The organism is Marinilactibacillus piezotolerans, assembly GCF_900169305.1.
Lineage (GTDB): Bacteria > Bacillota > Bacilli > Lactobacillales > Carnobacteriaceae_A > Marinilactibacillus > Marinilactibacillus piezotolerans_A.
The window spans coordinates 198,638-210,617 of the sequence record NZ_FWDP01000004.1; the positions used below are offsets into that span (position 1 = coordinate 198,638).

The following is an 11,980-nucleotide window of genomic DNA, read 5'->3' on the forward strand; positions in this document are numbered from 1 at the left end:
TAAAAGTACCCAAGGAGACAAATATGCAAATTCTCACATCACTTTTCTGGCTTTTTATCTTTTTAAACTCTGCTTTAGCAATTTTCACTGTTTTCAGAGAAAAAGAAAGAGATATCGCAGCAATCTGGGCTTGGCTGCTTGTTATTACAATGCTTCCCGGAGTTGGAATCATTATTTATTTATTCTTAGGACGCAAAATCTCCAGAGAAAACATTTTTGATATACGTGCTCAAAAAAGAATTGGTATGAATCAGTTAGTTGAAGCGCAAAAGTATCTCATTGAAAATGAGAATTTGGATATTCCAGAAACCCGTTATTTAGATACAACGATGGAACTTGTCTCACTATTTTTAGAAAGTAATCAGGCAGTTTTAACTAAGGGAAATAAAGTGGATATTCTCATTGACGGAAGAGATAAATTCGACAAGTTGATAGCGGACATTCAAAAAGCAACGCATCATATTCATGTGATGTATTATATCTTTAAAGCGGATGGCATTGGAACGACATTATTACGAGCGTTAGAAGAACGAGCGGAGAATGGAGTAGAAGTTAAAGTACTTTATGATCCGATTGGAGCACGAATTCTGGGGAAACATTTTTTCGATCGTTTAAAATCTTTTGGCGGTCAGGCAGAACCTTTTTTCGGATCAAAATTTCATCTCCTAAACTTAAGATTAAATTACCGCAATCATAGGAAAATTGTTGTGATTGATGGAACGATTGGCTACACCGGTGGATTTAACGTCGGCGATGATTATTTAGGTCTTTATGAAAAGATGGGATACTGGAGAGACACGCATCTTAGAATTGAAGGAAATGGTGTATTGCCTTTGCAGACACGGTTTTTAATGGACTGGAATGCTTCTGCAGACCAGAAAACAGTTGAGTATAAAGAAAGTTATTTCCCTGTTTCTTCATTTAAAGGCTCTACCGATCTGCAAATTGTTTCTAGTGGTCCAGATAACGAAGTACATGCAATTAAAAAAGGATTCTTGAAAATGATTAGTATGGCAAAAGAATCGGTTTATATCCAGTCACCTTACTTCATTCCTGACGAGGCCTTAATGGAGACGATTAAAATTGCCAGTTTATCAGGGATAGATGTTAAGCTTATGATTCCCAACAAACCAGATCACCCCTTTATCTACCGAGCAACACTAAGTTATGCTGAAGATATGATTAATAGCGGAGTAGAAGTATATATTTATGACGGCGGCTTTATTCATGCTAAAACGATTGTTATTGATGGGGAAATTTTATCCGTGGGAACAGCTAATTTCGATATCCGCAGTTTTAAGCTGAATTTTGAGGTTAATACATTCATGTACGACCGGTCATTAGCAAAACAACAAGTTGAGATTTATCATAAAGATATTGAGCAATCGTACTTGCTGACGCCGGAAATGATTGCTGACTATTCAAAATGGGAAAGATTCAAGCAGCAGTTCAGTCGTCTATTTTCACCTATTTTATAAAAAAAACCCGTTCATTCTGCTTACACGGTAGAATGAACGGGTTTTTACTAAAAAATACAGGATTATGCAATACGAATATGTCTGATTTGATCACTGTTTACAAGATGATACGTTTTATGATCCTGACTGGTTAAAATGATCTGACTAGAATACGGAGAAAAAGTCGCAATGCCAGTACACTCAGACACAGCTGCTTGATGACTTGATGGATTCAGTTGAATCGTAATAGTTAATTGCTTGCGAACGGCTTGTTTAATAAAGTGTCTGACTTGGCTGACGGGCATTTGTCTTTGTACAGTAATAGGCTGACGTTTTAAGTAATGAGCATACTGATCTTTGAATAAAGAAAATATAGGCTTCATTTCCATTGCGATTTTTTCCATACTTTCATCTCCCGAACGTTTGTTTAATTAAATTATACCGAACAGGTATTCCTGATGTCAATACTAAAATAATAAATATGTTGGACTTCTTGCTCTTAATATTTGCAGAATTGATACGATAAAATGAAAGGGGCAATAAAATGGATAACCGCTATTTTTCTTATGCACTCTTTTTTTTACTTCTTTTCCATAAGAATAGTCTTTTTCTTCCTATTTTATACGGTTGACAGTATAATGATGATAGATTTCAAAGAAAGGAGTTGAAAAAATGACCTATCAGATCTTAACAGATTCCTGCTGTGATTTACCGCTTGAACTTATAGACAAATACGAGATCGACACGTTTAATTTTATCATTACAATAGATGACGAAGAGCTCATAGATGATATGGGAAAAACATTTGATCGAGACGCATTTTTTGAGCGATTAAAGAATGGAGCGACTGCTTCCACTTCTCAAGTGAATATTCACACTTATCTCGAAAAATTCAAGTCTTATATTGAGCAGCAAGTTCCAGTATTGTATTTGGCATTTTCTTCTGAACTGAGCGGCTCTTACAGTAATGCTGTACAAGCTAAAAAAATTCTGGAAGAAGAATATGGGAAAGTCGATATTACAATTGTCAATACCCGGGCAGTATCATTAGGTCAAGGCTTGCTGGTCTATGAAGCTGCAAAGAGAAAAGCTGACGGTGAGTCACTAGAAAGTGTAGCAGAGTGGGTTGAACAGTCAAAATACTCGCTTCATTCATGGGTCACAGTAGATGATATCAAGCACCTCCAGCGGGGAGGCAGAGTTACTGCAGCAGCTGCTACTGTAGGAACAATTCTAAGTATCAAGCCCATTATTATAATGAATCGTTCAGGCAAACTGATTCCTTATTCGAAAGTACGCGGCAGAAGAAAATCACTCCAATACTTAGTTGAGAAAACAGTAGAAGGATTGGTTGAGCCGCAAGAACAAACAATATTCATTGGGCATGTAGGTGTGCTTGAAGAAGCAGAGTATGTGAAAACCTTATTGGAAGAGAAAGAGACTTTCAAAGAGATTATCATCGCGGCTTATGGTCCGACAGTTGCAGCTCATACCGGCTTTGGTTCGCTGACAATATTCAGTTTAGGAAATGAAAAAAAATAATTGCACTCCCTCATTGGCAAAGGATATTTTAAGGAAAAAGAATGAATTGAAAAATGCCATGAAAGCATACGGTTAAGGCAATTATCGTTCCAACGTTAAGAAAATTAAGTGAGAATTCATTTTATCCCAAAAACTGATTTTTTATGAAAGAAAGTTAAGCTGCAAGTGCTCACAACCTCAAGTAATAGAGCGGTTTTCTTCATTATACAGAAAGTGGTCTAATTGACATTGGAGAACGCCGGTGGTACTATATATTACGTGAACGAATTAAATTATAAAGCGGTTGGGCGTGAGCTTTCAAGGTAAATTTCTTCTAGGGCGAGAAGAAGCTTGTTAGTCACGTCCTTTTTGGCGGAAGGAGGCACGATATGAACCGTGAAGCAATTAATTATGTAAAAGAAGCTGAAGCACGCGCTTCTCAATTACGGAAAGATGCTGATGAGGAAATCAAGCAAATTGAACGGGAGACAGCTCAAGAAATTGAGGCAATCCAGTCTAAGCTTGAATCAGAATTATCAGATTATAGATCCGAGCAAGAACAGCAGTCTTCTTCTAAACTGGAAGAAGAAAAAGCTGAGATGGACGAATCCGCTGATAGAGAAGCAGAGCGGTTCGAAAAGGCTTATCAAGAAAAGAAAGATGTTCTAGCCAATCGAATAGCAGAGGAGGTAGTGCGTCGATATGGCAATCGCTAAAATGAAAAAGCTGACTCTAATGGCTGAACAGCAAAATAAAGAGCCATTACTGCGTTCCATTCAGGAAATGCAGTCCGTCGAAGTCATTTCTTTGACGGATGTTTTAGAAGAAGAGCTGCTTGAACAGTTTGAAACAACAGATTCTTATAAAGAATCAGCAGACCTTCAAACAAAGATACAAGACATTGAACATGCACTATCTTATATCAATCAATATGTTCCACAACCGGGAATGATCGAAAATCTGAAAACAAAGCGTGATGTGCTTTCTTTAAATGAACTGGAAGACCACGTAAATAAAACAGATGTAGATGGATTGATTGAACAGGTCAATTCAAAAGAACAAAAATTAAACCAACTGGAAGAACAGAAAAAAGCGTTACAGGAAGAGGAAACTTTTCTTAGAAAATGGCGCGGGCTGAAATTCTTGCCAGAAGAAGTTAAAGGGTTGAAGTTGTTGAATGTCCATATCGGAACAGTGGACAATGAACATACCCCGATGCTGACTGCAGGCTTAGACGAGCTATCTACCGTCTATTATGAAGAAATTTATGGTAGAAGCGAAGAATCAGCTTATCTGATTATACTTCCAAAAGAATCTGAACAGGCGTTTAGTGAGCTGGTTACAGAACTAAGCTTTAGAGAATTAAAATACACGTATGACCTTTTACCAGAAGATGCATTATATTCCAATCTGAATACTCAGAAAAGTCTGCGTGAAGAAGAAAGAACGATCAAAAATGAAATGAAGCAGTGGAAACCTGATGCAAAAGACTTGGAACTGGCTGAAGAATATTACTACAATATCGGTCAGAGAGAAGTTGCAAAAGATCTTGTCTTGAACAGTGAACATTTATTTCTGGCAAGCGGCTGGATCGAAGCGGATAAAGTCGAAGCGTTGAAACAGAAATTAATCAATGAACTAGGTGAAGACGGTATAGTTGTTATGACAGATGACGTTAAAATGAATGAGTACGATCAAGTTCCGATCGTCTTGCATAATAACAGCATTATCAGTCCTTTTGAAATGATTACAGAAATGTTCAGTCTTCCCAAGTATAATGAAGTTGATCCTACTCCACTGATGTTCCCGTTCTTCCTGGTGTTCTTTGGAATGATCGGAGCTGATCTAGGGTATGGTTTATTGCTTGGAGTTGCTACGTTTGTTGGTTTGAAATTCTTCAATCTTGAAGGATCTACCCACAGATTTGTTAAATTCCTGCACATTCTGTCCTATCCGACTATGGCATTCGGATTGTTTTTCGGAAGTTTCTTCGGGATATCATTGCCGTTTAATGTTTTGTCACTGCAAGATGATGTTATTAGTGTGATGATTTTGTCCGTAGCAATCGGGGTCGTTCAACTGATCTTCGGTCTAGTCATGAACGGAATCATCAAAGGACGTCAAGGTCAGAAAGCTTCCAGCTATATAGATGGCTATGCTTGGGCAATGATGCTGATTGGTCTCGTGATCTATGTATTAGCTTCTATGGTCTACAGTGTTCCGCTAGTAGCTCAGATCGGTTTAGGTCTAACCTTGATCAACGTTATTGGGATTGTTGTTATCTCTACAATTTCAAGCAAAAATAAAGGTCTTGGATTTGGTTTGGGACTGTATAATTTATACGGAGTTACTGGCTATGTCGGAGATATCGTCAGTTACACTCGTTTAATGGCGTTAGGTGTGGCAAGTGCGAATATTGCAATGGCATTTAACCTGATTGTAGGGTTCTTACCCCCTCTATTCAGATTTACAATCGGTGTTGTACTGATTATCGCTTTGCAGGCTATGAATATCGCACTATCGTTCTTGAGTGCGTATGTCCACTCATCCAGACTGCAATATGTAGAGTTCTTTGGTAAGTTCTTCGAGGGTGGCGGTAAACCGCTGACTCCACTGAAAACACTTGAGAAACACATTTGGTTAAAAAAGAATTAATTAAACTATTGGAGGAATAAAATAATGGAATTTTTACAAACACTTTTAGGTGACAACATGGGTCAAATCTTTGCGGGTCTAGGGATTGCAATGGCTGTTATCTTTTCAGGAATTGGTTCGGCACGCGGGGTAGCTACTGCAGGTGAAGCAGCAGCAGCACTAACAAAAGAACAACCAGAATCATTTGGTCGTGCACTTGTACTGCAAATGCTTCCAGCAACACAAGGTCTTTACGGTTTCGTTATCGGGTTCTTGATTTTCTTAGAAATCACTCCTGAATTAGCAGTATCTCAAGGTTGGTACCTGTTCATGGCTGGACTTCCAGTTGCGTTTACTTGCCTTTCTTCTGGTGGTAACCAAGGTCGTGTTTCTGCAGCAGCTATGCAAATTTTAGCTCAAAAACCAGAACACACTACTAAAGGGATTATCTACTCAGCGATGGTTGAGACTTATGCGATCTTAGGATTTGTTATTTCCTTAGTAATGATTATCTTATAATTTCCAACAAAATCACTTCTTTATTAGAGTATAGGTCTAATTAGACCTATACTCTTTCGGAAAAGAAGCACTACTACTAAGGAGGCTAAGTATGGCAGATTTGAAACTGTTGACTGAACGTGTCGTTGAGAAAGAAAAAGCAGCGATTCGTCAGCGTGTAGAAGAAGCGCGAAAAGATGCTGAAGATGAAATTCAAGCAGCTCGTGCAAAAGAAGAGCAAGACAAAGTTGCTCGCAAACAGGCGATTGATGCTGATGTTCAACACCAGTATACGATCCGCAAAAACACATTAGACATTCAAAAAAGAAATAACGTGCTGGCTGCAAAACAAGCTGTCCTTTCTAAAGTACTGGAAGATGCAAAAACAGCACTAGATCACATCAGCGAAGCGAAATTTAAAACATTTGCTGCAAATGTACTAGAGCAGTTCAAGACAGAAGAACAGGTAGAAGTTGTTCTTGGCTCAAAAACTGCTGGGATGCTTGATCAAGCATGGCTTGACCAAGTTACTGGAACTGAGTTGCAGGCAACACTTTCTAATGATGTTGTTCAAGACGAAGCAGGATTGCTCGTACAAAAAGGTGGAATTGAGTATAACTTCATGTTCGATGCATTAACAGAAGATGCAAGAGCTGAACTATTACCGATCATCACAAAAGAATTGTTTGATTAAGGAGGAGAAAAATTTGAAAGATACCGCTTATGGTTCAAGCAATGTACTCATTCGTGTGTATGAAAATAACCTCCTGAATCGGGGACATTATGACCGTATGCTGGCGGCTGATTCATTTGAAGATGCTGTAAACGTGCTGCGTGAGACCCCATATAGAAATGATGTTGATCGAATAAAAGAGGATAAGAATTACGATACGATGCTGATGAATGAATTGCATCAGACGTTCGATGAGTTGTTCAACATTTCTCCGAACAAAGCGCTGATCGAATTATTCGGGTTGCGTTATGCCTATCATAATCTCAAAGTACTATTCAAAGAAGAATTCACAGACCAAGATATGGATCATTTATTTATTCCGATTGGTCGCTATGATATTGCTGATTTGAGACAAGCCGTGAGAACAGGGGCATCTGATGTTCTTCCAGAACCCTATCTGGATAGTATTCACGAAGTACAAGAAGATTATGATCAGTACCATAACCCCCAAGCAGTAGATATTATTTTAGATCGTCGCTTTTTCACCCATATGCGTATACTTGCAGACGAAACTGGAGAACAGGGTATACCAGAAATGGTTGAAACGTTTATCGATTACCAGAATTTATCTACTTTGACTCGTGCAATGAGACAGAATAGAACACGAAACTTCTTGAAGACCATTCTATCCAGTTCAGGGTCTATTCCTAAAGAAGAATTAGTAGAAATTGCGAATAAGGATATGAGTACAGCTGCCAATATTCTTGGCAACACAAAGTATAAATCTATTATTGAAGCTTCTATTGATCCTGAAACTAATGAGCTATCACCTGTAAGATTAGACTTTGCAACAGACAATGCCTACATGGAAATGATGCGAAACGCTAAATTAGCTGCTTTCGGACCGCTTCCGATCGTAGCCTTCATTTATGCAAAGGAAACAGAAGTGAAAAATCTGCGTCTCATTCTTTCTGGTAAAGAAAACGGTGTTTCTGCCGACGGTATCAGAGAAAGGATGCGATTAAATTATGCCTAGTAAAATTGGTGTTGTAGGAGATAGAGAATCTGTGCTAGCGTTCAGAATGCTCGGTTTTGATGTTCATTTTGCTACTGAAGCAAATGAAACAAGACGAATTGTAGATCAATTAGCCAGTGAAGATTACGGCGTTGTCTATTTAACTGAGCAATTGGCTGAACTAGTCCCAGATACGATAAGACGATATGATGCGAAGTTGACACCTGCCATCATTTTGATCCCGAATCATGCTGGTTCACGCGGCATTGGGAAGAAACGTGTCCAAGAGAATGTCGAAAAAGCAGTGGGTCAAAATATTCTATAGGAGGGTACGAATTTGAGTAATGGAACAATTATAAGTGTTTCCGGACCGTTAGTTACAGCAAGCGGTATGGAAGCAGCAAATATACAAGATATTTGCCGTGTCGGTGAATTAGGACTGATCGGTGAAATTATTGAGATGCGTGGAGACATCGCATCCATTCAGGTTTATGAAGAAACATCTATGATTGGACCTGGTGAAAAAGTAGAAACAACAGGAGAACCATTATCTGTTGAGCTGGCACCAGGAATGATTGCGCAAATGTTTGACGGAATTCAACGTCCGCTAGATGAATTTATGGATAAAACACAAAGCAACTTCCTGGAACGCGGGATGGAAATCAAACCATTGAACCGTGATAAAGAATGGGAATTTACTGCTTCCGTAGAAGCTGGAACAGAAGTCTCAGCTGGAGATGTTGTTGGGGTAGTACCTGAAACAAGTGTTTTAGAACATAGAATTATGGTGCCTAACGGTATCAGCGGTAAAATCAAATCCATCAACAGTGGAACATTTAAAGTAACGGATCCATTATATGTGATTGAAACAGAAGATGGAGACAGAGAATTTACAATGATGCAAAAATGGCCGGTTAGACGCGGTCGTCCGATTCAACGCAAATTGAACCCAGCAGAACCGCTGATTACTGGACAACGTGTAATTGATACACTGTTCCCAGTTGCAAAAGGTGGAGCTGCAGCTGTACCTGGCCCATTTGGAGCAGGTAAAACGGTTGTTCAACACCAAATCGCTAAATGGGCAGATGTAGATTTAGTTGTCTATGTAGGCTGCGGCGAACGCGGAAATGAAATGACAGACGTAATCAATGAGTTCCCAGAATTGATTGATCCAAACACAGGTAAGTCTATCATGGAACGTACCGTATTGATTGCCAATACTTCGAACATGCCGGTTGCGGCTCGTGAGGCGTCTATTTATACAGGAATCACCATTGCGGAATACTTCCGCGACATGGGTTACTCTGTAGCAATCATGGCAGATTCAACTTCTCGTTGGGCTGAAGCACTTCGTGAAATGTCAGGTCGTCTAGAAGAAATGCCGGGGGATGAAGGTTACCCAGCATATCTAGGAAGTCGTCTTGCTGAGTATTATGAAAGAGCGGGTAAAGTCGTTGCACTTGGATCTCAAGGACGCGAAGGAAGCATCACTGCTATTGGAGCGGTTTCTCCTCCAGGGGGAGATACTTCTGAACCGGTTACTCAAAACACATTACGTGTTGCAAAAGTATACTGGGGACTAGACTCTTCACTAGCACAAAGACGTCACTTCCCATCTATCAACTGGTTAAGTTCGTATTCATTGTATTCAAATGATATGAACAATTTTGTTGGAGAAAAACTGAATGTTGACTGGGATAGAAAAGTTACACGCGTTAAAGCGTTGCTTCAAGATGAGTCTGAATTACAAGAAATTGTACGTTTAGTTGGGGTGGAGTCTCTTTCTGAACGCGACAGATTAAAACTAGTCATTGCTAGAATGATCCGTGAAGACTTCTTGCAGCAAAATGCGTTCGATGATATCGACACGTATACTTCTCGTGAAAAACAATACGAAATGATCGAAACAATTTTGGACTTTGAAGATAAAGGGATTCGTGCAATGGACCTAGGTGCCTATTATGATGAAATTATCGATGGTACAGATAACGTCCGTGAAAGAATCGGTCGTATGAAGTTCATTCACGAAGACGATATTGAACGTTTCGCTGAAATTCGTAAAGAGACAGAAGACACAATGCAAAAAGTCATTGAAAAAGGCGGTGTAGAATCTGATGCTTAAGGAATATAAAACAGTTTCCGAAATAGTAGGTCCTTTGATGACTGTTGAAGGTGTTGCCGGCGTTAAATACGATGAGCTTGTGGATATTGAACTGCAAGATGGATCTAGAAGACGTGGTCAAGTACTGGAGATCGATGGCGATAAAGCAGTCGTCCAGTTATTCGAAGGGTCAACTGGGATCAACTTGAAAGACACAAAAGTACGATTTTTAGGAAAACCACTTTCATTAAACGTATCTGAAGACATGATCGGAAGAACGTTTGATGGAATGGGTCGCGTCAATGATGGCGGACCTGAATTAATCCCAGAAAAAAGTTTAGACATTAATGGGATTGCGATCAACCCGATTGCTCGTAATTATCCTGATGAATTTATCCAAACAGGTATTTCAACAATCGACCACTTGAACACATTGGTTCGTGGTCAAAAACTTCCAGTGTTTTCAGCATCTGGTTTGCCGCATAAAGAACTTGCTGCGCAGATTGCCAGACAAGCGAGTGTAACAAACTCTGATGAAAAATTCGCGGTTGTCTTTGCGGCAATCGGGATTACTTTCGAAGAAGCTGAATTCTTCATGGAAGACTTTAAGAAAACCGGGGCAATCGACCGTTCTGTGTTATTTATTAACTTGGCGAATGACCCTGCAATCGAACGTATTGCGACTCCTCGTATGGCTTTGACAGCTGCCGAATATTTAGCATTTGAAAAAGACATGCACGTTTTGGTTATCACGACTGACATGACAAACTATGCTGAAGCGCTGCGTGAAATTTCTGCAGCGAGACGTGAAGTTCCTGGTCGTCGTGGATATCCTGGTTACCTTTATACTAACCTGGCTACATTATATGAGCGTGCTGGTCGTTTGGAAGGGTCAAACGGTTCTGTAACACAGATTCCGATCCTGACAATGCCGGAAGAAGATATTACTCATCCGATTCCCGATTTAACTGGGTACATCACTGAAGGACAAATTATCCTTTCTCGTGACTTGTACAACCAAGGATATCAACCGCCGATCGATGTATTGCCATCTCTTTCACGTCTGAAAGATAAAGGGACTGGTGAAGGTAAAACGCGTGAAGACCATGCACCTACTATGAACCAGATCTTCTCCGCTTATGCCCAAGGGAAAGAAGCGAAAGAGTTGTCAGCCGTTTTAGGTGAATCAGCTCTATCAGAGAGTGACCGCAAATATGTTGAGTTCACTGACAAATTCGAAAAAGAATATGTCAATCAAGGAAACTATACAAATCGTACGATTCAAGAAACACTTGATCTAGGCTGGGACTTGTTGAAAGTTCTGCCTCGTGCTGAATTGAAACGTATTAAAGATGATATGCTGGACAAATATTTACCAAAAGGAGAGTGAGGTAAATGGCTAAATTAAATGTCAACCCCACTCGAATGGAACTAGCGAACCTTAAAGACCGCTTGTCTCTAGCTTCTAGAGGTCATAAACTTCTTAAAGATAAGCAAGATGAATTGATGAGACGTTTCATCACTTTGATCCGTCAAAACAATGAACTGCGCATCGAAGTAGAAGGGAAACTAGAAAAAGCAATGCAGTCCTTCGCTATGGCAAAATCACTGTTGCATGAGAACTTCATTGAAGAACTCATGGCAGTGCCGAGCCAAAGTGTTAGTTTGAATATTGATCAAAAAAACGTTATGAGTGTTCGGGTACCTCAAATGCATTTTCAGTATGATGACGATGCGAATGATCCTGAAGACCTAAGCTATGGTTATCTGAATTCAAACGGTGAGCTGGATTTGACATTTCGATATCTGATCGAAGTGATGCCAGATATGCTGGAACTAGCTGAAATCGAAAAAACTTGTCAATTAATGGCAGATGAAATCGAGAAAACGAGACGTCGTGTTAATGCACTTGAGTATATGACGATCCCTCAGTTAGAAGAAACAATCTACTTCATCCAGATGAAACTGGATGAATCGGAACGTGCTTCTATCACTCGACTGATGAAAGTCAAAGACATGGGTTAATGTATAAAGTATTGGTATCCCTCGAGGGTATCAATGCTTTTTTGCTTTATACTTAA

Annotated in this window: 12 protein-coding genes and 1 other annotated feature; of the genes, 11 read left to right on the forward strand and 1 reads right to left on the reverse strand. The window is 39.5% G+C overall.

All coding sequences use genetic code 11. The annotated features are described in order from the left end of the window. The first annotated feature begins 23 nt into the window (after positions 1–23). Positions 24–1,478: a cardiolipin synthase gene (cls, locus tag B6F02_RS04945; RefSeq protein WP_080146266.1), complete on the forward strand. Its 1,455-nt coding sequence runs from the start codon at positions 24–26 to the stop codon at positions 1,476–1,478. A gap of 62 nt (positions 1,479–1,540) precedes the next feature. Here cls and B6F02_RS04950 read toward each other — a convergent pair whose 3' ends face one another. Then, complete coding sequence (locus B6F02_RS04950) at positions 1,541–1,861, reverse strand: hypothetical protein (protein WP_080146267.1); 321 nt, start codon at positions 1,859–1,861, stop codon at positions 1,541–1,543. A 268-nt stretch (positions 1,862–2,129) separates the two neighbouring features. Between B6F02_RS04950 and B6F02_RS04955 the strand changes: the two genes are divergently transcribed. The 10 genes from B6F02_RS04955 to B6F02_RS05000 all read left to right on the forward strand — a co-directional run bounded on the left by B6F02_RS04955 (position 2,130) and on the right by B6F02_RS05000 (position 11,924). Then, positions 2,130–2,999 carry a DegV family protein gene (locus B6F02_RS04955; protein WP_080146268.1) on the forward strand — a complete coding sequence of 290 codons (870 nt, stop codon included), beginning with the start codon at positions 2,130–2,132 and terminating at the stop codon, positions 2,997–2,999. 281 nt (positions 3,000–3,280) lie between these two features. After that, positions 3,281–3,327, forward strand: a sequence feature (sodium ion sensor (DUF1646 type); this cis-regulatory element may regulate processes involved in with the transportation of sodium ions). Between the two features lie 40 nt (positions 3,328–3,367). Beyond that, on the forward strand, positions 3,368–3,694 hold the full coding sequence (locus B6F02_RS04960) for a hypothetical protein (protein WP_080146269.1): 327 nt from the start codon (positions 3,368–3,370) through the stop codon (positions 3,692–3,694). After that, complete coding sequence (locus tag B6F02_RS04965) at positions 3,681–5,633, forward strand: V-type ATP synthase subunit I (protein WP_080146270.1); 1,953 nt, start codon at positions 3,681–3,683, stop codon at positions 5,631–5,633. The genes B6F02_RS04960 and B6F02_RS04965 overlap by 14 nt, the downstream gene beginning before the upstream one ends. A 24-nt stretch (positions 5,634–5,657) precedes the next feature. Beyond that, a complete protein-coding gene (locus B6F02_RS04970; RefSeq protein ID WP_080146271.1) occupies positions 5,658–6,131 on the forward strand; it encodes a V-type ATP synthase subunit K in 474 nt (157 codons plus the stop codon). Positions 6,132–6,222: 91 nt separating this feature from the next. Continuing rightward, a complete protein-coding gene (locus tag B6F02_RS04975; protein ID WP_080146272.1) occupies positions 6,223–6,804 on the forward strand; it encodes a hypothetical protein in 582 nt (193 codons plus the stop codon). Between the two features lie 13 nt (positions 6,805–6,817). Next, the gene (locus B6F02_RS04980) at positions 6,818–7,819 is read left to right on the forward strand and encodes a V-type ATP synthase subunit C (protein WP_080146273.1); all 1,002 of its coding nucleotides are present in this window, start codon (positions 6,818–6,820) and stop codon (positions 7,817–7,819) included. Then, positions 7,812–8,123, forward strand: a complete 312-nt coding sequence (locus tag B6F02_RS04985) for a V-type ATP synthase subunit F (RefSeq protein ID WP_080146274.1) — start codon at positions 7,812–7,814, stop codon at positions 8,121–8,123. Before B6F02_RS04980 ends, B6F02_RS04985 begins: the two co-directional genes overlap by 8 nt. Before the next feature lie 12 nt (positions 8,124–8,135). Continuing rightward, positions 8,136–9,920 (forward strand): V-type ATP synthase subunit A, encoded by a 1,785-nt coding sequence (locus B6F02_RS04990; RefSeq protein ID WP_080146275.1) that lies wholly within the window; start codon positions 8,136–8,138, stop codon positions 9,918–9,920. Beyond that, positions 9,913–11,289, forward strand: a complete 1,377-nt coding sequence (locus B6F02_RS04995) for a V-type ATP synthase subunit B (protein ID WP_080146276.1) — start codon at positions 9,913–9,915, stop codon at positions 11,287–11,289. Before B6F02_RS04990 ends, B6F02_RS04995 begins: the two co-directional genes overlap by 8 nt. 5 nt (positions 11,290–11,294) lie before the next feature. After that, positions 11,295–11,924, forward strand: coding sequence for a V-type ATP synthase subunit D (locus B6F02_RS05000; RefSeq protein ID WP_080146277.1), 630 nt, complete (start codon positions 11,295–11,297; stop codon positions 11,922–11,924). The last annotated feature ends 56 nt before the right edge of the window (positions 11,925–11,980 follow it).

Coding starts and splice junctions, on each gene's coding strand:
- B6F02_RS04995 (WP_080146276.1), top strand. CDS start 9,913: ATGCTTAAGGAATATAAAACAGTTTCCGAAATAGTAGGTCCTTTGATG.
- B6F02_RS04965 (WP_080146270.1), top strand. CDS start 3,681: ATGGCAATCGCTAAAATGAAAAAGCTGACTCTAATGGCTGAACAGCAA.
- B6F02_RS05000 (WP_080146277.1), top strand. CDS start 11,295: ATGGCTAAATTAAATGTCAACCCCACTCGAATGGAACTAGCGAACCTT.
- B6F02_RS04960 (WP_080146269.1), top strand. CDS start 3,368: ATGAACCGTGAAGCAATTAATTATGTAAAAGAAGCTGAAGCACGCGCT.
- cls (WP_080146266.1), top strand. CDS start 24: ATGCAAATTCTCACATCACTTTTCTGGCTTTTTATCTTTTTAAACTCT.
- B6F02_RS04950 (WP_080146267.1), bottom strand. CDS start 1,861: ATGGAAAAAATCGCAATGGAAATGAAGCCTATATTTTCTTTATTCAAA.
- B6F02_RS04970 (WP_080146271.1), top strand. CDS start 5,658: ATGGAATTTTTACAAACACTTTTAGGTGACAACATGGGTCAAATCTTT.
- B6F02_RS04985 (WP_080146274.1), top strand. CDS start 7,812: ATGCCTAGTAAAATTGGTGTTGTAGGAGATAGAGAATCTGTGCTAGCG.
- B6F02_RS04975 (WP_080146272.1), top strand. CDS start 6,223: ATGGCAGATTTGAAACTGTTGACTGAACGTGTCGTTGAGAAAGAAAAA.
- B6F02_RS04955 (WP_080146268.1), top strand. CDS start 2,130: ATGACCTATCAGATCTTAACAGATTCCTGCTGTGATTTACCGCTTGAA.